Source organism: Bacillus sp. 3255 (assembly GCF_031456485.1).
Taxonomy (GTDB): domain Bacteria; phylum Bacillota; class Bacilli; order Paenibacillales; family NBRC-103111; genus Paenibacillus_E.
Genome location: NZ_JAVDUS010000002.1, coordinates 341,476 through 363,746, shown reverse-complemented (window position 1 = coordinate 363,746; position 22,271 = coordinate 341,476). Strand labels below are relative to the sequence as shown.

Annotated in this window: 20 protein-coding genes; 12 read left to right on the top strand and 8 right to left on the bottom strand. The window is 53.3% G+C overall.

Annotated features, from left to right (window positions below; translation table 11 throughout):
* Positions 1–82 precede the first annotated feature (82 nt).
* From J2X61_RS04245 to J2X61_RS04235, 3 genes are all read left to right on the top strand, one after another.
* Positions 83–319 carry a cold-inducible protein YdjO-related protein gene (locus J2X61_RS04245; RefSeq protein WP_274466146.1) on the top strand — a complete coding sequence of 79 codons (237 nt, stop codon included), beginning with the start codon at positions 83–85 and terminating at the stop codon, positions 317–319.
* Between the two features lie 76 nt (positions 320–395).
* Positions 396–890, top strand: a complete 495-nt coding sequence (locus tag J2X61_RS04240) for a DUF2663 family protein (protein WP_310186120.1) — start codon at positions 396–398, stop codon at positions 888–890.
* Between the two features lie 74 nt (positions 891–964).
* Positions 965–1,567, top strand: a complete 603-nt coding sequence (locus tag J2X61_RS04235; protein ID WP_310186117.1) for a carbohydrate-binding family 9-like protein — start codon at positions 965–967, stop codon at positions 1,565–1,567.
* 84 nt (positions 1,568–1,651) lie between these two features.
* Here the strand turns inward: J2X61_RS04235 and J2X61_RS04230 are convergent, their stop codons facing one another.
* Positions 1,652–2,851: an ornithine--oxo-acid transaminase gene (locus J2X61_RS04230; protein ID WP_310186114.1), complete on the bottom strand. Its 1,200-nt coding sequence runs from the start codon at positions 2,849–2,851 to the stop codon at positions 1,652–1,654.
* Between the two features lie 443 nt (positions 2,852–3,294).
* Between J2X61_RS04230 and aspA the strand changes: the two genes are divergently transcribed.
* Positions 3,295–4,713: an aspartate ammonia-lyase gene (gene aspA / locus J2X61_RS04225; protein WP_379239489.1), complete on the top strand. Its 1,419-nt coding sequence runs from the start codon at positions 3,295–3,297 to the stop codon at positions 4,711–4,713.
* A 57-nt stretch (positions 4,714–4,770) separates the two neighbouring features.
* Here the strand turns inward: aspA and J2X61_RS04220 are convergent, their stop codons facing one another.
* The 5 genes from J2X61_RS04220 to J2X61_RS04200 all read right to left on the bottom strand — a co-directional run bounded on the left by J2X61_RS04220 (position 4,771) and on the right by J2X61_RS04200 (position 9,171).
* Entirely contained in the window at positions 4,771–5,136 is a 366-nt protein-coding gene (locus tag J2X61_RS04220) for a glyoxalase superfamily protein (protein ID WP_274466141.1), read from the bottom strand.
* A gap of 16 nt (positions 5,137–5,152) precedes the next feature.
* Entirely contained in the window at positions 5,153–5,842 is a 690-nt protein-coding gene (locus J2X61_RS04215) for a DUF1361 domain-containing protein (RefSeq protein ID WP_310186112.1), read from the bottom strand.
* Between the two features lie 121 nt (positions 5,843–5,963).
* Positions 5,964–6,881, bottom strand: coding sequence for an arginase (gene rocF / locus J2X61_RS04210; protein ID WP_310186109.1), 918 nt, complete (start codon positions 6,879–6,881; stop codon positions 5,964–5,966).
* Between the two features lie 215 nt (positions 6,882–7,096).
* On the bottom strand, positions 7,097–8,329 hold the full coding sequence (locus tag J2X61_RS04205; protein ID WP_310186105.1) for an aminopeptidase: 1,233 nt from the start codon (positions 8,327–8,329) through the stop codon (positions 7,097–7,099).
* A gap of 68 nt (positions 8,330–8,397) precedes the next feature.
* Positions 8,398–9,171: a helix-turn-helix domain-containing protein gene (locus J2X61_RS04200; protein WP_310186103.1), complete on the bottom strand. Its 774-nt coding sequence runs from the start codon at positions 9,169–9,171 to the stop codon at positions 8,398–8,400.
* A 158-nt stretch (positions 9,172–9,329) separates the two neighbouring features.
* On the opposite strand from J2X61_RS04200, the gene J2X61_RS04195 reads away from it, so the two are divergent.
* The 3 genes from J2X61_RS04195 to uxaC all read left to right on the top strand — a co-directional run bounded on the left by J2X61_RS04195 (position 9,330) and on the right by uxaC (position 13,147).
* Entirely contained in the window at positions 9,330–10,139 is an 810-nt protein-coding gene (locus tag J2X61_RS04195; protein WP_310186100.1) for a phytanoyl-CoA dioxygenase family protein, read from the top strand.
* A gap of 504 nt (positions 10,140–10,643) precedes the next feature.
* Positions 10,644–11,576 (top strand): VanW family protein, encoded by a 933-nt coding sequence (locus J2X61_RS04190; protein ID WP_274466134.1) that lies wholly within the window; start codon positions 10,644–10,646, stop codon positions 11,574–11,576.
* Between the two features lie 170 nt (positions 11,577–11,746).
* On the top strand, positions 11,747–13,147 hold the full coding sequence (gene uxaC / locus J2X61_RS04185) for a glucuronate isomerase (RefSeq protein ID WP_310186096.1): 1,401 nt from the start codon (positions 11,747–11,749) through the stop codon (positions 13,145–13,147).
* Between the two features lie 129 nt (positions 13,148–13,276).
* Here the strand turns inward: uxaC and J2X61_RS04180 are convergent, their stop codons facing one another.
* Positions 13,277–14,098 (bottom strand): helix-turn-helix transcriptional regulator, encoded by an 822-nt coding sequence (locus tag J2X61_RS04180; RefSeq protein WP_274466131.1) that lies wholly within the window; start codon positions 14,096–14,098, stop codon positions 13,277–13,279.
* A gap of 149 nt (positions 14,099–14,247) precedes the next feature.
* On the opposite strand from J2X61_RS04180, the gene J2X61_RS04175 reads away from it, so the two are divergent.
* The 3 genes from J2X61_RS04175 (at position 14,248) to J2X61_RS04165 (ending at position 17,288) form a co-directional block, all read left to right on the top strand.
* A complete protein-coding gene (locus tag J2X61_RS04175; RefSeq protein ID WP_274466130.1) occupies positions 14,248–15,534 on the top strand; it encodes a Gfo/Idh/MocA family protein in 1,287 nt (428 codons plus the stop codon).
* A gap of 20 nt (positions 15,535–15,554) precedes the next feature.
* Positions 15,555–16,595 (top strand): dienelactone hydrolase family protein, encoded by a 1,041-nt coding sequence (locus J2X61_RS04170; RefSeq protein WP_310186092.1) that lies wholly within the window; start codon positions 15,555–15,557, stop codon positions 16,593–16,595.
* Positions 16,596–16,673: 78 nt separating this feature from the next.
* On the top strand, positions 16,674–17,288 hold the full coding sequence (locus tag J2X61_RS04165; protein WP_274466128.1) for an SLOG family protein: 615 nt from the start codon (positions 16,674–16,676) through the stop codon (positions 17,286–17,288).
* Between the two features lie 249 nt (positions 17,289–17,537).
* On the opposite strand, the gene J2X61_RS04160 is transcribed toward J2X61_RS04165, so the two are convergent.
* Positions 17,538–18,407 (bottom strand): LysR family transcriptional regulator, encoded by an 870-nt coding sequence (locus J2X61_RS04160; RefSeq protein WP_310186089.1) that lies wholly within the window; start codon positions 18,405–18,407, stop codon positions 17,538–17,540.
* A 128-nt stretch (positions 18,408–18,535) separates the two neighbouring features.
* Between J2X61_RS04160 and J2X61_RS04155 the strand changes: the two genes are divergently transcribed.
* Both J2X61_RS04155 and J2X61_RS04150 read left to right on the top strand, forming a co-directional pair.
* Positions 18,536–19,426, top strand: coding sequence for a DMT family transporter (locus J2X61_RS04155; protein WP_310186085.1), 891 nt, complete (start codon positions 18,536–18,538; stop codon positions 19,424–19,426).
* 754 nt (positions 19,427–20,180) lie between these two features.
* On the top strand, positions 20,181–22,250 hold the full coding sequence (locus tag J2X61_RS04150) for a bifunctional aldolase/short-chain dehydrogenase (protein WP_274466125.1): 2,070 nt from the start codon (positions 20,181–20,183) through the stop codon (positions 22,248–22,250).
* Positions 22,251–22,271 lie beyond the last annotated feature (21 nt).

Below are 22,271 nucleotides of genomic sequence, written 5' to 3'. Positions count from 1 at the left end.
GAACACGGGAAAGACTTGATATTCCAAGGGATCTGTATAATAATAAGTAGTCTAATCTACGAAACAGGGAGAAGCTATTCAAATGTCTACACCAACGAGTACCATAACGGAAGAACAACAGAAACCGGAAGTCGAACAAATTGAGATCTGGAAATGTAAAGAGGCGGATTGTAAAGCATGGGTTCGCAAAGAATTCGTTACGGAAGCTTTACCGACTTGTCCTCTATGCAAAAATCCGATGATTCGCAGCTACAAGCACGTACCTGTGACGGCGAAAAAAGGGAATAAAAAGTTTCTGGTTGGCAAAAAGCGTTTCTAAATGACTATGACGGAAAATTCAAAGACCAAAGCATCTTCGGCCACGCAAGAAGAGTGATGCTTTCGGTCTTTTTTTTTTGTCAAGATTAGCCATAGACAAGCATACGATGGATAGGGGGGGACTGCCGATGAAGTGGCCGGACGTGAACGTAAGCAATGATACGAGAAGAATGCTGGATAAGCTGATCGAGAAGAAGCGCGACTGGGACAAGCTGAAGAAAACGCAGTGGTTCTTCGTTCTCCTGACCGGCGGCATCATTTTTTATTTCATCGTCAACTTCTATCACAAGGTGTTAGTGGTTTCCGGAGGCAATGCAATTGCCATTCTGGATCACCTAACCTCGAACAAAGTATTGTCCGGTTCGCTAGTGGCAGGAATCTCCTTATTCATGTTTACTAGAAATCGCGTGGCGCGTATTGAGAAAGCGAAAGGCAAATACGAGGATCTCAGGAAAGAAGCGGTCGAGCGTCTGGACGCCGATTGGTTAAGGGATGTGAAGTCCGAGGATCGGGATAAGATCTCTAGCTTTATGGACCAAGAATATGATATTAATATTGTGTACAAGAGTTGAAACGCCACTAGCAGATTGCGCGAGCGATGGCGATGGTGATAGCGTGAAATAGATGAGAGAGGCGTTGCAGCGGGATGAGGTATGAATGTCGTTATATCCGGGCGGTTGAGAACATAAGTTGGGGGAATATTCCAAGCGGGAGGCTGGTGGAGGTTGTGACCGGCGGCCGGCCCCGGCTGGAGACTCGCTTCCGAGCCTGCTGGACGACGGATGCACTGCATGTCCGGTTCGAATGCGAGGATGATCATGTCGTGGCAACGATGGTGCGGCGGGACGATCCGATCTATGAAGAAGACGTCGTAGAAGTGTTCCTGGATCCGAAAGGCACGGGGCGGGAGTATTACGAGTTCGAGCTGAGCCCCCGGGGCGTGGAGTTCGATGCGTTGATTCGCAACGATTTGGAAGGGCGGATCGAAGCCGATATTGCTTGGGACGCCCAAGGGCTGCACACCTCGGTAAGCGACGCGGCGGATGGGTGGCGGCATTATGAGCTGCAGATCCCGTTTGCGGATTTGCTTGAAGGCTCCCCTCTCCCTGGTACCGATTGGGGCTGGAACGTGTACCGGATCGACGACGACGTCGAAGGGAACCGGCATTATTGGGCTTGGTCGCCGACCGGCAAAGTGAATTTCCACATCCCGCAGCGGTTCGGGACGCTGGTGTTCGTGAAGGCATAGAGAAAGGCTGTCTGCGGGTCTGGAGCGACCTGGCGGACAGCCTTTTGCTTTGCAGGAAAGAGTATGATCCTATTGCCGGGTGGCTTAGACGGTCATCAGTACGTCCCGCACATGCTCCCAGGCCCAATCCAGCTCCTCCTTCGTAATCGTCAAAGGGGGAGCGAGCCGAATAATGTGCTCATGCGTCTCCTTGCACAATAAGCCCTTCTCCTTCAACCGCTCGCAGAACGGGCGGGCCGGAACCGTAAGGTCGATGCCGATGAAGAGGCCGCGGCCCCGGATCTCGGCGATGTGGGGCGCCTTTATTTCCTGAAGCCGTTTCAGGAAATACGCCCCAAGCTCATCCGAGCGCTCCGCGAGCCGCTCGTTCTCGAGCACCTCCATCGCCGCGATGGCGACGGCGCAGCCGAGCGGGTTCCCCCCGAAGGTGGAGCCGTGGGAACCGGGCTCGAACACCGCCAGCACCTCGCGGTCACCGGCCACCGCCGAGATCGGAAACACACCGCCGCCGAGGGCTTTGCCCATAATGTACAGGTCCGGCGTGACGCCTTCCCAGTCCGTAGCGAAGCGGCGGCCCGTGCGGCCGAATCCCGTCTGGATTTCGTCCGCGGCGAACAGCACCCGATTCGCGCTGCACAGCTCATAGCACTCCCGCAGGTAGCCGTCCCGCGGGATCACAATGCCGGCTTCGCCTTGAATCGGCTCGAACAAGAAGCCGGCCGTGTTCGGCCCGATCGCCGCGCGAAGCGCCTCCACATCCCCGTAAGGGATGATGCGGAAGCCCGGCGTGAACGGCCCGAAGCCGCGCTTATATTCCGGCGAGGACGAGAAGGAGGTGACGGTCACCGTCCGGCCGTGGAAATTACCTTCGCAGACGATGATTTCCGCTTGATCGGCGGGGATGCCTTTCACGTCGTAGCCCCATCGGCGGATCGCCTTCACAGCCGTTTCCACCGCTTCCGCGCCGGTGTTCATCGGCAAAATCATCGGTTTATTCGTATAAGCCGCCAGCTTTTCATAAAACGCCCCGAGCGTCTCGCTGTGGAAAGCGCGGGAGGTCAGCGTGACTTTCTCCGCCTGCTCATGCAGCGCCCGTATAATATGCGGATGCCGGTGTCCTTGATTGAGCGCCGAATATGCGCTTAGCATATCCATATAGCGGTTGCCGGCGGGATCTTCCACCCATACCCCTTCCGCTTTCGAGATGACGATCGGCAGCGGATGGTAGTTATGAGCGCCGTATTTTTCTGTTTGTGCAATAATCATTGAACTTTGCTTATCCATTAGTATTCCTCCTCGGAGTTCAACCTGGCCAAACGATCAGTGACAACTACATTGTCGCATATAGCGGGCTTGTAATCCATTGTATTCGCAGCCGGCCGGCATTGCGACCTACATTCCTCGGCGGCATCCTCATAATCGGGCGACGGCATGAGCGAAATGTCCTTTGCGTTTGCGCGCTTGCCTGCATATATAAGTACTGAGCGATAGTCTGTGCTACAAGTTTTCACGAAATGGGCCAAGTTCAATCATGGTAATGGGCAGATTGGGACATAGTATGGGGAGATACGGCTTCACTCATGCTAAGAAGGGATGTTTCATGTCAAATAAATTTATTACAAGGCGTGTCACATATTGCAGGATTGTACCCTTGTGAAAGCGAATTCTTCAATTGAAACATCTACATCGAGCAGTTACTTTATTGACAAAAAGGAACGGTGTGTACGATGACTTATCGCATTGAGAAAGATTTTCTAGGTGAGAAGCAAGTTCCGGTGGACGCTTATTACGGGATTCAAACGATGCGGGCGCTGGAAAATTTCCCGATTACAGGCGTGAAGATCCACGCCGAGCTGATAACCGCATTGGCGGAGGTCAAACGGGCGGCCGCGCTGGCGAATATGGAGACCCATATGCTGCCCAAAAAAATCGGCGAGCAGTTGGTGAAAGCAGCGGAAGAAGTAAGAGAAGGTAAACTGCTGGAGCAGTTCATCGTAGATTCCATTCAGGGCGGTGCAGGAACGTCCATCAATATGAATATGAACGAAGTATTGGCGAACCGGGCGCTCGAGCTGATGGGTGAGCAGAAGGGCAGCTATTTCCACTGCAATCCGAACAATCATGTCAATATGTCGCAATCGACGAACGACGTCATCCCGACGGCGATCAAAATCGCCGCTTATCGCCTGTCACAGCAGCTGCTCGAGACGATGAGCTCGCTGCAGGCCGCTTTCGCCCGGAAGGAGAAGGAGTTCGACGATGTGATCAAGATGGGAAGAACGCATCTGCAAGATGCCGTTCCGATTCGCCTCGGGCAGGAATTCGGCGCTTATTCGCGCGTCTTGCAGCGGGATATTAACCGGATTCGTCAAGCGTCCCAAGGGTTGTTGACGGTGAACATGGGGGCGACGGCGGTCGGTACAGGACTGAACGCGAAGCCGGAATATGTGGACCGCGTTATGTTCCACCTGAAGGATCAATGCGGCATCCCGATCCAGAATGCCGAGCATCTCGTTGACGGCACCCAGAACATGGATGCCTACACGGAGCTCTCGGCGTCCTTGAAAGTTTGCGCGGTGAACTTGTCCAAAATATGCAACGATATCCGCCTGATGGCGTCCGGTCCGCGCGCAGGGCTTGGCGAACTGAAGCTGCCGCCTCGGCAGCCGGGATCGTCCATCATGCCGGGGAAAGTGAATCCGGTCATGCCGGAGGTGGTTAACCAGGTCGCATTCCAAGTGATCGGGAACGATCATACGATTTGCTTGGCTTGCGAAGCGGGACAGTTCGAGCTGAACGTCATGGGACCCGTTCTTGCGTTCAACCTGCTGCAATCGCTGAAAATATTGCGTAACGCGGCGGATGTCTTCGAGCGCTTCGCGATCGAAGGCTTGGAAGCCGACCGCGAGCGGTGCCGCACCTTCGTGGAGCAGAGCTTCGGCATTGTGACGGCTCTGAACCCGCACCTCGGCTACGAAGTGGCCGCGCAGCTGGTCAAAGAGGCGGTGCGCACGGGAATGACGCTCAAGGAGCTGATTCTCGAGCGCGGACTGTTGACACCTGAGGAGATCGAAGAAATCCTCAACCCGATCCAGATGACGACGCCGGGCATCGCCGGCGAGCGATTGCTCCAGCCTGCCGACTAGCAGGCGGTACAAGGCGAACGCCCCCTGCTCATCACAAGATGAACAGGGGGCGTTCGTTTATGATAAAGGCTCGAAGAACGTAATCCGGTTCCCGAACGGATCGGTAACGGAGACTTCCTTGGTTTTCCACGGGCTTTGTTCCAGGCCGGGACGCAAATATTTATACTTTTTATCGGTCAGACTCTGATGAAAAGCTTCGATGCCGGTTATTTCTACGCGAATCGCAGATCCCGGACTACAATCTCCATAATGCTCGGATAAGTGGAGGCGCAGATCCCCGAGGCTGACTTGCAGATACAGCGGCATATCGCTCTCGAAGCTGTGCTCCCAATCGAGCGTGAACCCCAAATAATCCACGTAAAACTCCCTGGCCTTGTGCTCATCGAATATCCGAAAAATCGGTGTTATGCTTACCGTTTTCATCCTGTGCACCTCCTCCTTATCTTCGGTTGGCCTGCAGCTTCGATCCTGCAACACCATTGATCAACATATAGAAAGTTACATAGACCACAAGAACGACTAAACCGGCCAATGCGGAGAAGAGGAGATCCTCCTTATTCAAGCTGTCGCGGATAACCTCGAAGATTCTCAAGTTCATCAGGGCGTCCCACGAATTCAATTGATATTGTCTGCCGAGAAGGATGCCGTACCCGCTGAGCAGGGAGACAACGACAACCAATAGCCATGACCATGCGCGGCCAATATGTTTCCGGACGATTGTTTGGATCATGTACATGGAACTGCTTCCGAGCATGAATCCGTTCCAAGCGAACAGGAAGACGATGAAGAAATCGTGCCAATACGGAGCCAAGAACAATTCGTTGTGCACGTATGTATCCTTCAGAATCGTCAAGTGGATGAAATCCGTCAAGATGTATGGCGCGTTGGGCAGAAACAGCAGCCAGGCAAGTCCCAGAAGGAAGATAAGCGTTTTCTCCAAAACCGTTGTTCGGCCTGTATGTACCCAATAAGCGCCCAATGCGAACAGATTCGGCAGCCAGCCCAGAAATAGATTCCAGAGGAGGAATTCGTAATACGTCTGGTTTTTGAAAAGCAGGTAAACGGCAATCGTCACGAGCGAAAGCACGACAAGCATAAGCTGCGTGTACCATAGATTCAATGTTCTCATTGGGGCTCCTAATAGCGTGGCATAGGTTATATCCATATTTTAACTTGGAATGTCTTCCGCAACAAGCCGAAAAACCCGCATTCCATAAGGTCTGCGAGTCCGCTCTTCCTGTTGGCTGCCCTTATAAAATTTGCTCGCCCAGCAAGGAGGAAATCAGCCCGACAGCCAGTTGGGACGTTTTGTTGTTGTCGTCGAGCAGCGGATTGACCTCAACGAATTCGGCCGATGTCACGATGCCGGCTTCATGCAGCATTTCCACAGCCAGATGGGCTTCGCGGAAATGGAGTCCGCCCTTGACCGTCGTGCCGGTGCCGGGCGCTTCCAGGGGGTCGAGCGAGTCGACGTCGAAGCTGAGGTGAACGCCGTCGGTTTTGGCGCTGATGTAATCGATCGCATCCTGCATGACGGCCGCCATCCCCCTGCGATCAATATCATACATCGTATAGCATTTGATGCCGAGCGAACGAATCAGCTTCTTCTCGCCTTCGTCGAGCGAGCGGCAGCCGATCAGGACGATATGCTCCGGCTTCACTCGCGGATGATCGCCCATGATGGCCGTTAACAGAGGATGCCCCATTCCGATGCTGACCGCCAGCGACATCCCGTGAATGTTGCCCGAGGGACTGGTGTCCGCCGTGTTCAAGTCGGAATGCGCGTCGATCCAGATGACGCCCAGGTTCTTATAGTGAGCGGATAGTCCGGCCAATGTGCCGATGGCGATGCAGTGATCGCCGCCGAGAACAAGCGGGAAGCGCCCCTGCCCGGCAGCCTTGGAAACCTCCGCGGCCAGAAGCTTGTTGACTTCGATGACCTCCGCCAGAAACTTCAAATTTTTCGTATCGGCATCAGGAGGCAGTGGTGTTGCCTTATCGTCCGGCAGCCGGATCTCCGCCACATGCTCAGCGGTAATCTCTATTTGTTGCAATCCTTGCAATAACCCTGCCTGCAGGATCGCCTCGGGTCCTTTGCGAGCCCCACGGAGGCCTGCTCCAAGATCAAATGGCACGCTAATCGCAGCGATTGTCGGTTTGGTACTCATACGATCAACTCCTCTTGTTTGGATGGGGTTGCAATGTCTAACATTCCCAAATTCGCCGGAACCATGCTCGGGCTCGCTGCGAATTTGCCCCAGGTTGAGTCTGAATAGGTTGTTTCTTTACTATATGAAAAAAGAACCTTCTTTTCCACTGCTCGCGAGCGGTTAAAGAAGGTTTCTTTCTCTATCTATCGGGTATCAGGTGTTCATGTGTTAGGTTAAAACGCCCAGTTGCCCTTGCGGAAAATAGGCTCGATGCGGCCGTCCGCATATTCGCCGTCAATGTCCATCTCGGCAGATCCGATCATGAAGTCAACATGGATCAGGCTGTCGTTGAGCCCGGCTTGCAGCTGCTCCGCCTTGGTCATAGCGGTGCCGCCTTCGATGCAGGTCGGGAACGCTCTGCCCAAAGCCAGGTGGTTCGAAGCATTCTCGTCATAGAGCGTGTTGAAGAAAATCAGGTTCGAATTGGAGATCGGGGAATCGTGCGGCACGAGGGCGATTTCACCCAGGTGGCGGGCGCCTTCGTCCATCTCCAGCAGCGCCTTCAAAGACTCGTAGCCGACTTCGGCTTGGTAGTCGACGACGCGTCCATTCTCGAAGGTGAGGGAGAAACGGTCGATCAAGTTCCCTTGATAGCTCAGCGGTTTCGTGCTGCAAACCGTTCCCGACGTTCCAGCGCGATTGGGCGAAATAAACACTTCTTCGGTCGGTATGTTCGGGTTGAATTCGAAGCCGCCTGTCCCGTTGGTGGCGGCACCTCCGCGCCAGATGTGGTTGGCCGGCAATTGAACGGTAAGCTCGGTTCCCGGAGCCCGGTAATGAATCTTGTGAAACTGCTTCGCATTGAGCTGTTCTCTCTTGCTGCGCAGTACAGCGTTATGGTTAAGCCACGTCTCAACAGGGTTGTCTTGATCCGCGCGGGTAGCTTTGAAAATAGCATCCCACAGCGCCTGCACTGCCTCGGTCTCTTCGAGCTGAGGGAACACTTTGCGGGCCCGGGCCGGGGACGGTGCGGCGACGATCGACCAGGTCATGAAATAGGAGGACATGCTTTCTCGCCATTTCACGAGCAGCGGTCCGCCTGCTTTGGAATAGGCGGCGATGCGTGCTGGATCGGCATCCTTGAGCAGCTCGGGATCGTCGGCGTCGATCCACAGATAGGCGCCTCCCTTATCCGCCAGTTCATTCAGCGCTTGCGCCCGCCATGCCGGATATTCGTTGAACGAATCGTCCGGGGCGTGCTTATATTTAATTTGTGTGCAGATTTCATCCTGCCATTCGATATGTACATGCTTGGCGCCGGCGTCATAAGCTTTGCGCGAGATGAGGCGCACAAGCTCCGGCTGAAGAATGGGTGCGTTGACCCAGAGCGTCTGTCCTGGCTGAATATTCAGACCGACATGGACAATCAGCTCCGCATATTTCTCAAGATTGGTTGCAAAGGTCATAGAAATCCTCCTCTTTCTTCATCTTGCTAGCAAGTTTATCCTGCCCCATGTCAACTGTCAAATAATTTTTACCGTCTATTTTTTATGAAAGAGCTTGGGGTCGTCCCCTGCCATTTGCGGAATTGATTCATGAAATGATTGTAATTCTGGAAGCCGACATCGTAGCATACCTCCGAGGCGCTGCGCTGCGTATGCTCGAGCAGGAGAGCCGCTTGTTGAACCCGCATCCGGTTCAGGGTGTCGATGATGGAGTAGCCCGTACTGTCTTTGAACAGATGGGCAAGCCGTGATGGCGAGAGTCCGACGTGCTCGGCAAGCTCCTTGATCCGCACGGACTCCCGCATCATTTGTGAGAGCAGATGGAGGACCTCCTCGATGCGGGGATCCATTGTGCGGCTCCATTTCTGCGCCATGATCAGCACAATTTCCCGTAATGAGCAGCAGATCAGTTCAAACCAATAATCGCCGCGCTCCCTGGAATCATTCAATATCCGTATGAATGCCTGATGAATGCGCTCACGGAGCGAATCGCTCTCTACCGTCAGCAGCAGCAGATTCTCCTGCGGCAGGAGATTCGTTTCGGTGAGCACAGGCGGGAAGTGAGCCCAGACGAAATGCCAGACGTGCCCCTTGCGCGTTCCGTAGTGCTGCGGCGTTCCCGGAGCGAGCAGCGTAAGGTCGCCCGCCCGGCAGACGTGCTCGCGGCCGTCTTGCATGAAGTAGCCTTCTCCCTCCAGGGTGAAGCACAAGAGCCAGTCCGCACGCCCCTCCGGGCGGATCGTAACATAGGCGTCGTTTTCCTTGAACTGTCCGGCCAGGAACGTTTTGTCGTCAATACTCATGCGTTAGGCTCCTTTCGTCTCTGGATTGATCCTATCGACAGTATAACAGCAACAGCAGAATTGTAGGAGTAATTAGCAACATTCTTACTTCTATGACATGGTTGTTTCCGGTATGCTGAAAGCAAGAAAGATCAAGTGAAACATGGAGGAGAGACACGATGTCTAAGACACTATTGAAACTGACGGAAGAGCAAAAGCAGCATTTTGAGAAGGAAGGCTATCTGATTGTCAAAGGCTTGTTCTCGCCGGAAGAACTGGCTGATATCGACGCTACGTTCGAAGAAATCAGCCGGCATACGGTGCCTGGGCATTTCGAGCCCGACTGGGAGGCGGACGGCTCAGATCCGTTGAGGCGCTACCCGCGGGTTATGCATCCGCACCGGTTTAACGAGACGGCGAAGAAATATATGATCCACCCGCCGGTCATGCAGGTGCTAGCCGATTTGTATGAGGAGGAGGCACTGGCTGCGCAGAGCATGTTTTACTTCAAACCGCCCGGTTCGAGGGGGCAGGCGCTGCATCAGGACAACTTCTATCTGCAAGTTGAGCCCGGCAATTGTATCGCCGCGTGGACGGCCATCGATGCCGCCGACGAGGAGAACGGGGGACTGCTCGTCGTTCCCAAAACGAATACGCTGGCGCTATCCTGCCCGGACCTCGCCGACAGCAAGGAATCGTTCACGACGCATTACGTGAAGCCGCCCAAAGACGAGAAGGCGATGCCTGTCGTTATGGAGAGAGGCGACGTGCTCTTCTTTAACGGGAACCTGATTCACGGTTCCTACCGCAATAAGACGAAGGACCGGTTCCGCAGGGCGTTCATCTGCCATTATGCGAACGAGTCGGCGACCCACATCAGCAACTATTACAGGCCGCTCTACCGTCAGAACGGGGAGCCTGTCGATCTCGATGTCAATCCGAGCGGCGGCCCGTGCGGTGACGAGTTCGAGGTCGTTTATCCGCATTAAAAAGTTTCAAGGACTGGTTCTCTGCCGGATGGCGGGAAGCAGTCCTTTTTTCTTTTGGAGCGGGCACGGGGGGAGGGCGCGGCTTGCAGAGTTGGATGATCTGCTAGGAGCTCGCGTGTAACCCCAGGTCAAAGGAGTGCGGTAACAGTCAGGATCCAGGTGGCGATCCTGGCCCAAGGAGTGCGTAACAGAAATTTCTCCTGTTAATTTCGCGGAATGGAGCCGATGCGAGCAGGATAACAGGATAATCTCCTGTAATTCAGAGTAAAAGCGCCGCAAGAGGGTGTTCTTCGCTTTTTTAACGGGAGTAATTCCTGTTATCGGTCTCACATGGTATCCCGCTCACACGCCGATTGGGCAGTGGAATACCGGGAGTAATTCCATTCGTCCAATTCACGCGTGACCCAGCTCAAACGCTGTAATTTGAGATGCTTTTTATAGTTCGCACGATAAAGGTATGGAAAAATTGCAATTGTTCACAATAGGGGAGGGGTGATTGAATTCATGATGCAAGGATGGATAGCCATCTGCATGCTTCTGTTGCAGCAAACTTTTGCACCGGACCAAGCGATGAAAGGCGAGAAAACCGAGCTTCAAGCGAATATTCAGCGTGAGGCCTATATGCTCGATTATGTGAATTTGCCGATAATCGATACCGAGCAACTGAACCGTCTCATGACCGAAATAGAGAAGAAATCGTACCGGAAACCCGTCAACGCCACAATTAACGATTCAGGCAGTATAGTGAAGGAGGTCCCGGGCGCAAGATTGAACCGGAAGGCGTTCGTGGAGCGGTTCTATGAGCATTTCTACCGGAGCGGACCGATGACCTTCGAAGTGCCGGTTACACCGGTGTATCCCAAGGTTGACAGCGAGTTGATGGCGAGCATTCGTGCACATCCGATCGGCTATTATGTCACGTATTTTAATTCGAACAACAAGCACCGTTATACCAATATTAAGCTGGCGACACAAGCCATCAATAATCATGTCGTTCTTCCGGGCGAAACGTTCTCTTTCAACGGCGTCGTTGGCGTTCGTACGCGCAGCAGGGGCTATATGCCCGCCAAGGTGATTGTCAGGGGAGAATTCTCCGAAGGCATCGGGGGAGGCATTTGCCAAATATCCTCCACGTTGTTTAATGCAGCGGACCGGGCGGGACTTACGATCCTGGAAAGATACTCGCACAGCCGCTCCGTGCCGTATGTGCCTGCGGGCAGGGATGCTACGGTCAACTGGGGCGGGCCGGATTTCAGCTTCAAGAACGACTACAACCAGCCGATCCTTATTAGAGCACAAGCGCTGCCAGGGCGCATATACGTCACCATCTACTCGTCTGAAAACATCCAGCATAAGCCGCGGCACGTACCTGGCGCATCCAAGCTGCTGCCGGAAGAAATATCTGCAGGCACGGATGTCGGCAAATCCGTTCCGTAACGTAGAGCCTCGGGTCCATGTATGTGGATTCGGGGCTTTTAGTATTCGGGAAGGAGGTCAATATATGCATATTTCATAAAATTATAGCAAAAAATCACAAGACTTCAGTGACGGCTTGGCTTACAATAGAAGGCAGAATCTTCAGGTTGAGAAGGGTGGAAACCAGCTTTATGAAACCGTTTTTAGATGAAAACTTTTTGCTTACGAACGAGACTGCCATTCATTTGTTTCACGAATATGCCAAAGATCTGCCGATTATTGACTATCACTGCCATTTGAGTCCGAAAGAAATTTATGAAAATAAACAATTCAACAACATTACGGAAGCTTGGCTGTATGGCGATCACTATAAATGGAGAATGATGCGCGCCAACGGTGTTGACGAGAGCAAAGTAACCGGCGAAGCCAGCGACTACGACCGTTTCGCAGCATGGGCGAGCACGGTGCCGATGGCTATCGGCAACCCGCTGTACCACTGGTCTCATATGGAGTTGCGCACCTTTTTCGGCGTGGACGACCTGATCAATGAGAAAAACGCGCCTGCAATCTGGGAGAAAGTGAACGCGAAGCTGGCAGAGGGCGGATCCCGCGCCAGAGACTTGATTACGAATTCCAAAGTAACGGTCATCTGCACGACGGACGATCCGGTGGATTCCTTGGAATACCACATCAAAATCAAAGAAATCAAAGATTTTAACACACAAGTGCTGCCATCCTACCGTCCGGACAAAGCGCTTGAAATTAACCGCGCGACATTCCTGCCGTGGATCGCTCAATTGGAACAAGCGGCCGGAATTAAGGTTTCCACTTACGACGACCTGCTTGCAGGGCTTGAGAGCAGAGCGGAATTCTTCAATTCCGTAGGTTGTAAAGTGTCCGACCATGCTTTGGATTATGTGCCGTTCGCACCGGCGACCAAAGAAGAAGTCGATCAAATTTTCAAATCTGCATTAGCCGGTAATTCGGTTAGCCTGGAAGACGAGAAAAAATATAAAGCGTTCACGCTCTTGTTCTTGGGCGGCGTTTACAAAAAGCTCGATTGGGCGATGCAGTACCATATCAACGCGTCCCGTAACAACAACGGACAAGCTTTCGCGAAGCTCGGTCCGGACACAGGCTTTGATTCCATCAACGATAGTCTCGTAGCTAGCGCCTTGACAGGTCTGCTGTCTTCCCTGGCTGTTGCCGATTCCCTGCCAAGAACGATCCTGTATTCATTGAATGCACGCGACAACGAAATTCTCGCTTCCTTGATGGGCAGCTTCCAAGGCGAAGGCATCCCGGGCAAAATTCAGCTGGGCTCCGCATGGTGGTTCAACGATACGAAAGACGGCATGATCGCCCAAATGAAATCGCTCGGCAATTTCGGTTTGCTCGGCCGTTTCGTCGGCATGCTGACAGACTCCAGAAGCTTCTTGTCCTATACGCGCCACGAGTATTTCCGCAGAATTCTCTGCAACCTGTTCGGCGAATGGGTGGAAGCCGGCGAGTTCCCGAACGACCAAGAGCTGTTGAAGCAATTGGTTCAAGGTATTTCCTACAATAATGCGAAACAATATTTCGGATTTTAAATCATAAAGAGGCTGCCCATCGGGCAGCCTTTTCATTTCTGCGGGGTTATCGGTCTATACGTGGTCCATCCCCATCAACCCCCAACCCCCGTCTCCCACAAGGCCGTCCCACGGCCTATCCAGCTTAAGCTACTGACTCCGGCGCATCAGCTTCCGGCACTCCAGCGGTGTCTGCGACGTCACCTGCTTGAACACGCGGCCGAAATGGGCCACGCTGTCGAAGCCGGATTGCTCGGCGATGTGAATCACCTTCAGCTTCGTTTCGCGCAGCAGCCGCTGCGCTTCCCGGATCCGCACATTGTTCAAATACTCGACGAATGAGAAGCCGGTCGTTTCTTTGAAGGAACGGCAAAAATAACTCGGACTGATATAAAACGTCTCCGAGATCGAAGCCAGCGTCAACCGGCTCCGGTAATGCTCGTTGATGTAAGCGACGATCTCGAAGATTTTGGGATTGTGCGCCTGCGGATGCTCCTGCGCGGAGCTCAGCTTATCGGTTAGCCGCGTGCAAAATATCAGCAGCTGGGTGAACAGCGCTCTGCTGTTCAGCTGCCAGCCGCTCAGCGCCTGCTGCTGCTCTCGAAGCAGCTGAAACAGCAGGTTCTCCACCACCGTGCGGTTCGCGCCGGATAAAGAGAAAACCTGATGCTTCTGCTGGAACGGCACAAGCAGATGCGCGGCGGCATCCTCGCCGATGGAGCGGATCCACTTGTCGTCGAAGCTCAGCAAAATGCGTTCGTGCGGCTCGGTGCCGACATTTCGCGTTTTGTGGAGGGCATTTTTATCGATAAGGACGAGATCGCCTTCTTGAATCAGATAGGACCGGTCCTGGATGAAATAGTATCGCTTCCCGCTGAGCAAATAATAAATTTCATAATGATCGTGGAAATGATTCACCTGCATGGAGTAGGGAACATCTCTGCGCAGTCGTTCTATATCAAATTGAACCACAGGACACCTCTTCACCAGAAATTGTACTTTTATTATAGCAAAATATGCAAGGATTGAAAGACGATAGATAAGATTTGATTAGAAACGCAACAAATATTGTATTAATCTTGAGGTAACAAAATTTTATTTCTGAGAGGGGTTCAACTATCATGTCAAAAAAACGTTATGCTCTCGTCGGTACCGGAGGTAGGGCCGAATTCTTCTATGGCTCGATCGTTAGAGATTTCCAGGAAACTTCAGAGCTGGTAGCCATTTGTGATATCAATCAAACGAGAATGAACTTTACAAATCGTCTGCTGCAAACGAAATACGAATACAAAGCGGTTCCTACGTATAAAGCCGATCAATTCGAAGAAATGATCCGCACCGAGAAACCGGACTATGTCATTGTGACAACGGTTGACCGCACGCATCACACCTATATCATCAAGGCGATGGAACTCGGCTGCGATGTGATCTCGGAGAAGCCGATGACGGTTGACGAAGAGAAATGCCAAGAAATTATCGACGCTATCGAGCGGACAGGTCGTCAGCTTCGCGTAACGTTCAACTACCGTTATGCGCCGCACAATACCAAAATCCGTGAGCTGATCATGGACGGTACGATCGGCGACGTGCATTCCGTGCACTTCGAGTGGCTGCTTAACACTCAGCATGGCGCTGACTATTTCCGCAGATGGCACCGGGATAAACGCAATGGCGGCGGTTTGCTCGTACACAAGTCGACGCACCATTTTGACCTCGTGAATTTCTGGCTGGGCACGCGCCCCGATACGGTCTATGCGATGGGCGGTTTGATGTTCTACGGCAGAGAAAATGCCGAGAAACGCGGCGAAACGAAGTTCTATCAGCGCGCAACGGGCAACGAGAACGCGAAAGGCGATCCATTTGCCTTGCACCTGGATAAGAACGAGCATCTGAAAGGCTTATATTTGGACGCGGAGCATGAAGACGGTTATCAGCGCGATCAAAGCGTTTTCGGCGACGGTATTAATATCGAAGATACGATGGGTGTCATGGTTCGTTACAAAAATAAAGCGATTCTGACTTATTCTTTGAATGCCTATATGCCGTGGGAAGGCTTTAATGTGCATATTAACGGCAGCAAGGGCCGTATCGAGATGAAAGTCGTGGAACAATCCTATGTTAACTCCGGCGGTAAAAAAGAAGATGAAGGCGCTTTGAAGCAGAAATCGATCAAAGTATTCCCGATGTTCGCGGCTCCGTACGATGTTGAAATTGAAGAACGGGCTGGCGGCCATGGCGGCGGAGACCCGATTCTGTTGAACGACATTTTCGGTACGCCTTCCGATGACCGCTTCCAAAGAGCGGCATCCCATGTCGACGGTGCGATGTCCATTCTTACGGGGATTGCTGGCAATATCTCCATTCGTACGGGACAACCGGTTAACGTTGAGAAGCTCGTTAAATTCTAATTCGCGAGAAGGAGAAGCCTATGTGGAATCCAGATGATCTGATGGAACAGTTGTACCGCTCCTATGACCGTCAGCGGGCACAGCTGAGGGAGCAGGAGAATGCGCAACAAACGCGGGACAGGCTGAAACAAGGCTTAGCCGACTCCTTGCAGATGGGCAAGCTGCCTCAGGAAGAGCTTCGTCCCGTTCTCCTGGAACGACTGGAGTTCGAAGATCATATCCGGGAACGGGTCGAGTTCGGCACCGTTCTCGGGTTCTGCGTTCCCGCTTACGTCCTTATTCCGAAAGGGAATAAGGAACGGTACACGGCGGCGTTGGCGCTGCATGGTCACGGGTACGGGAGCAGACAAATTTCCGGTATGCTTCCTGACGGTTCCCAGCAAACCGGAGAGCCGGATTCCCACGGCAACTATGCGTTGGAATTGGCGAGACAGGGCTTTCTCGTCGTGGTGCCGGAACTCTTCGGCTTCGGCGACCGCAGGCTGGCCGAGGATCAGCAGGATGGGAAAGTTAACAATTCCTCCTGCCAAGCGCTCACTTCCCATCTGATGCTGTACGGCATATCGATCGCAGGGCTGCGCGTTCAAGAGGCGCTGAGGGCCGTCGATTATGTGTTGTCGCGCGAAGATGTCGAAGGCGACGGAGTAGGCTGCTTCGGCTTCTCCGGCGGTGCACTGGTCGCTTCGTATGCGGCCGCAATGGATGAACGGATTAAAGCGACTGTACTTTGCGCTTTTCCCAATACGTTCAAAGGCAGTATTATGCATGTCCGCCACTGCATCGACAATTACTTGCCAGGGGCGCTTGCGTATGGGGAGCTGCCTGAATTGATGGGGTTGATCGCGCCGCGTGCGTTATTTATTGCTTCGGGCAAACAGGATCGCATTTTCCCGGTTGCTACGGTCGAAACCGCGATCGGCTATCTGCAAGAGCTGTACGCAGAAGCGGGCGCAGCGGAGAAATTAGGCTCTCATCTCTATGAGGGCGGACATCAAGTGAATGGGAGCCAGGCTTACCCTTGGCTTGCCCGCATGATGGCTATAGAGTCGTCCGGTATATAACCGGCGGCTCTTTGTGCTTTCTATCGCGATAAATCTATGCTAACCTGTCAGTAGTGCGTATTAGGCGGTGAACTTCCATTGAAACGTGTTTTAATCACAGGGTACAAAGCTTCGGAGCTTGGCATTTTCTCACTGAAACATCAGGGGATCCCGATTATCAAAAAAGCGATCCAAAAGCGGCTCATTCCGCTTGTCGAAGAAGGTCTCGAATGGGTCGTCGTCAGCGGCGGATGGGGCGTTGAATTGTGGGCGGCCGAGGCGGTACTCGAGCTACAGGCCAAAGCTTGTCCCGAATTGAAGCTGGCGGTCATCACGCCATTTCTGGAACAGGAAGAGAACTGGAGCGACGAGAAAAAGGGCTGCTATACGAGTGTTCTCAACAGGGCGAACTATGTCAATAGCATTACGAAGACCAAATATGAAGGGCCTTGGCAGTTCAAGGAGCGGGACAAGTTCCTGCTGCGCAATTCGGACGGCATCATTCTGGTCTATGACGAAGATACGGAAGGCTCCCCGAAGTATATGAAGATGCAGGCGGTGCAGCTGGCCGCCAATCACGACTATCCGATCATCACGATCAACGCCAACGATTTGCAAAATGCCGCCGAAGAGGACCACGAGGATGCCTATGGCGATTCATGGACGGATATGGTGGACGAACCTGCCAATTATAATGATGATCATGAGATCTAGATAGATCCGTACCGCTTAGAGAAGACATTGGAAAAACCACTGGTTAGTCCGATGAAAAATGTGCACCCCTTAGAATAGACATTGGAAAAACCTATGGTTAATCCGATGTATTCTTAGGGGTGTTTTCTGTGGGGATTAAAAGAAGCTGCCAAGATTACGACTGGGTTAATAAGGAAGATGGCGCAGCTCGCAGATGTCTACAAGCAGATCTTCATTGAATGGAAGCATGAGGATACACGGGTATGATCCTCATGACGGGGATGACAGGCCGGGAGCCAGCATCCCCATGAATGCGTTAAGCGAGGAGCTGACGAAAGCATCTTTGCGCGTGATGAATTCCGTTTTGATATAACGGTACGGCTCGGGGATGTCGAAGGTGCGGATCAAGCCTTCCTCCTCGTGCTTTTGCGTGACGGCTCTGGGCATCAGAGAGATACCCAGCCCGGCCGAAACCCCGCCAACGATCGCTTCGAGCATGCCGAACTCCATCATGACGGGCTGCGGGATGCCGACGGATTGCAGCCATTGCTCCAATACGTCGCGATATGAACAGCCTGGATTGAAGACCAGGATGGGTTTCGTTAAGGCTTCCGTCAGACTTGCTACGGCAGGCCCAGCAGCGACGACCAGTTCCTCCTCGAAAACGGTGACCGCCTGCAGCTCGGGATGGTTGCAGGTGCAGCCGATGAAGGCGCCGTCCAGCTCATAATGCAGCACTTTATCCATGAGAAATTGCGTATGTCCGGTCGTGAGAGACAGCTGCACATTCGAATGTCTGCTGTAATATGAAGCAAGCAGCTTAGGAAGCCGGACCGCCGCTGCGGTCTGCGTGGAGCCGATGAGAAGCGGGCCGCTCGGTTCGCCGGTCGAAGACAGCGCAAGTACGGCTTCATCCAGCAGCCCGATGATTTTGTCCGCGTAAGCTAATAGCGATTTGCCGCTGGATGTCAAAGTCATGCCCCGGTTGTGCCGGAAGAAGAGGACCGTCTGCAGCTCCGATTCCAGCTGCTGAATCCGTGCGGTAATGTTGGATTGCACATAACCGAGCCGCTGCGCCGCCTTCGTGACGGAGCCTTCGCGGGCAACCATTTGAAATATTCGCAGATCCGGGCTTTCCATTCGGGAGACCTCCTTGTCCGTGATTTGGTATCATAAAATATGATTACAGGTATCTATAGCAATCATTATACATAATGCCAACCCTCCAGTACAATGAGATCATCTAATTGGATGGGAGGTAATATGGGATGAACAAATATAAATACATCTCACTTGTTCTTTTTACAACTTTCGTGATGGGAGTCGCCTTCCCTGTAGGCAAAGTAGGATTGTCCTATTCGACGCCGTTCTTCTTGATGGGCATTCGATTCGCTTTGGCCGGAGCGGTGTTGGCGGTTATCGTGAGAAGAAAGCCGCAGCCTTCCAGTTGGGCGATGTGGGGGAAAGCGGCGCTGATCGGCTTGCTGCAATCCGCAGGCGTGATGGGCTGCGCTTATTACAGCATGCACTGGATCTCCTCCGGGGAATCCGCGATTATCACTTGCACGAACCCTCTGGTGGTCATCGTGTTGGGCACATTGTTCGCCGGTGCCAAGTATCGCGGCCGCCAATGGTTCGGCGTCGTTCTGGGCTTTATCGGCGTGGTCATAACGTTCGGGCTGCAAATGAATTTCCAGCCGGGCACATGGATCGGCTTCCTTGGCGCTGTGTTTTTCGCCGGCTCCACCCTGCTCATTAAACGGTGGGGAACGGGGTTTGATATGAACGTGCTTGCCGCCTATCAAATGCTTGCCGGCGGAATCGCCCTGCTGGTATTGGGTGCGGCTACGGAGCATCCATATTTCGCTTTTACTTCAACTTCAGTCATCGTCTTGCTGTGGCTTGTCATCATGGGATCCATCGTTCAATTCTCGCTATGGTTCTATTTGCTGCGCAGCGGCGACCCGGCCAAAACGAGCGCGTTCCTGTTTCTCGTGCCCGTTTTCGGGCTGCTCTCCAGCTGGCTGCTGCTCGGCGAGAAAGTTGCCTGGTATGCAGGGCTTGGGGGCGCGTGCATTTGCGCGGGCATTTTCCTGGTGAACTGGGAGAGGCGCGGCAGTTCGGCAGGCAGGATGGCGCAGGTTCGGGAGCTGCGCTGAGGGTGGCGCCTGGGGCGGGCTGGCAATGGGCAGAGCGGGGTGAGGCGCTAACAAGGCAGCCCGTTCGCGCGCCCGAGCCGGCGCGAAGCATGCCCGCGCGTTGCCGCGGCGGGCTAACGGACACAGCGGCGCTTATTCGCGCAGGATGCGCCGCGAAGGAATGCTAACGGACACCGGTGCCGCTATTCGCCCATTTCCAATGGGAAATGGGGTGGAAAACGGCGAATAGGAGCCCTGGTGTCCGTTAGACCACAGCCGCGCCGCATTTTGCGGCAATAGCGGCTGCTCAGTCCGTTAGCCGCGGCCAGCCCGGCTAACAAGGCAGCCCGTTCGCGCGCCCGAGCCGGCGCGAAGCATGCCCGCGCGTTGCCGCGGCGGGCTAACGGACACAGCGGCGCTTATTCGCGCAGGATGCGCCGCGAAGGAATGCTAACGGACACCGGTGCCGCTATTCGCCCATTTCCAATGGGAAATGGGGTGGAAAACGGCGAATAGGAGCCATGGTGTCCGTTAGACGACAGCCGCGCCGCAATTTGCGGCAATAGCGGCTGCTCAGTCCGTTAGCTGCGGCCAGCCCGGCGCTGTTCCACCAAACACCTCCATGGGTCTCAACCCAGGAGGTGTTTTTTTATCTGTTTTTCCCAAACAAAAACAAAGACAAAAATAATGATTCAAAAATAAACAAAGATGTGATAAGATGAATCCATCAAAAACAAACACATACACATGGGATGTAAAACTTAGGAGGGTACTTATGGTTGCGAATTTGTGGGATGCAGAGAAAGCGAGTACAGTATCGAAAGGCGTAGAGGAACTGGTGTACCGTTCCAACCTACTGGGAACAGACCGTGCCGTTGCAAACTGGGGCGGAGGCAACACTTCTTACAAAACGATCGAGAAGGATTTCCGCGGCCGCGACGTTGAAGTCATGTGGGTCAAAGGCAGCGGCTCCGACCTTGCGACAATGAAAGCCAAAAACTTCACAGGCCTGCGCATGGAAGACATCCGTCCGCTTTATGAAAGAGACGAAATGTCCGACGAAGAAATGGTCGCCTACCTGGCCAACTGCATGATCGACAGCAAGCACCCGCGTGCTTCGATTGAGACACTGCTGCACGCGTTCCTTCCGTTCAAGAACGTGGATCATACACACCCAGACGCCATTATTTCGCTGTGCTGCGCACACAATGGCCGTGAGCTTGCCAAAGAAATTTACGGCGACCGCTTCGTATGGGTACCTTATGTACGTCCTGGTTTCACCCTTTCCAAAATGATCGCCGACGGCGTAAGAAACAATCCGAAGGCCGAGCTCGTACTGATGGAGAAGCACGGTCTGGTTACTTGGGGCGAAACGTCCGAAGAAAGCTACCTCAAAACACTTGCTATTATTAATGAAGCGGAAAGCTTCATCGAAGCCCGCGTGGATGAGGACAACCTGTACGGCGGCTCCAAATACGAATCTCTGTCCGAGTCCGAGCGCAACGATATTTTGGCGAAAGTGCTGCCGACCGTTCGCGGTGCCGTTTCCCAAGAGAAGAAAATGATCCTTACCGTCGACAGTGCTGACGATGTGCTGAAATTCGTGAACAGCAAAGATGCAGCCGTCCTTTCTCAAGTAGGCGCTGCTTGCCCGGATCACCTCGTTCACACGAAGATGAAGCCGCTGTACATCGACTGGAACCCTAACTCCCGAGATGCGGCTTCCTTGACTGAAGCTTTGCAAGCCGGCATTGCCGCATACAAAGAAGAGTACAAAGCGTACTTCGAGCGCAACAAAAATGAAGGCGACGTTATTTTCGAAACGGCTCCTCGCGTTATTCTGATCCCAGGAATCGGGATGATCAACACAGGCAAAAGCTGGGCGATGGCGCAAGTCAGCGGCGCACTTTACCACCGTGCGATCTCCGTGATGAGAGGCGCGACTGCGCTTGGAACTTTCGTTTCCTTGAGCGAGAACGAGTCCTACAACGTGGAATACTGGCCGCTTGAACTCTATAAATTGACACTGGCTCCGGCAGAAGCGGAATTTTCCCGCAAAGTTGCGTTCATCACCGGCGGAGCAGGCGGTATCGGCAGCGTGACGGCTCGCCAATTCCTCAGAGACGGCGCACACGTCGTGCTGGCTGACTTGAACCTGGAAGGCGCACAGAAGCTGGCGGCAGAATTGAATGAGCAATATGGCGAGAACAGAGCCATCGCTGTCAAAATCGACGTTACGAAAGAAGAGGAAGTCGAAGCGGCATACCGCGAAGTCATCCTTACTTACGGCGGTGTCGACATTATCGTGAATAACGCAGGTCTTGCGACGTCCAGTCCGTTTGATGAAACGTCCCTGAAAGAATGGAACCTGAACATGAACGTGTTGAACACGGGCTATTTCCTGGTTGCCAGAGAAGCGTTCAAAATTATGAAGCAGCAAAGCGTCGGCGGCTCCATGGTATTCGTCGGCTCCAAAAACTCGGTATATGCAGGGAAAAATGCTTCCGCATACTCCACAGCCAAAGCGGCGGAAATCCACTTGGCGCGTTGTATCGCAGCGGAAGGCGGCGAGTACGGCATTCGCGTGAACTCCGTATTGCCGGATGCGATTCTGCAAGGCTCCGCGATCTGGAACTCCAACTGGCGCAATGAGCGTGCAGCGGCTTACGGCATCGAGCCGGATCAACTGGAAGAGCACTACCGGAAGAGAACGACATTGCTCGTTAACATTTTCCCGAAAGACGTTGCGGAAGCGATCGTGTACTTTGCATCTTCCAAAGCGGAGAAAACGACAGGCTGCATGCTGACCGTAGACGGCGGCGTTCCGGCTGCATTCACCCGCTAATTTCGTTCCATATCCAAAAGG